At 54.1% G+C, this 231-nt stretch carries 1 protein-coding gene; it reads left to right on the forward strand.

Going from position 1 to position 231, the window contains the following annotated elements; genetic code table 11:
* The coding region (locus ACYP03_RS28365) for a hypothetical protein (protein WP_459782987.1) at nucleotides 1-231 on the forward strand (231 nt) is incomplete at both ends.

Genomic DNA, 231 nt, shown 5'->3' on the forward strand with positions numbered 1-231 from the left:
GCACCAGTATCCTGCTGCCTTACTCGCCGTTTGGTGGCACCCTGCCGTTGCTGCAAACCATGAGCCTGGCTCCGACCACAGCGTCTGTGTATGGACAAACGGTTCGTAATGCCGTGTTGTTTAACAATACCGGCACACACAGCTCTCTGTTGAGTGGCGATGGTCTGACGGCTGAAATGCAAGCTCAGGTCAGCTCGTTCCTGAACGAGGATGGTACAGTACTGACCATTA

It is taken from the genome of Photobacterium sp. R1 (assembly GCF_054600795.1).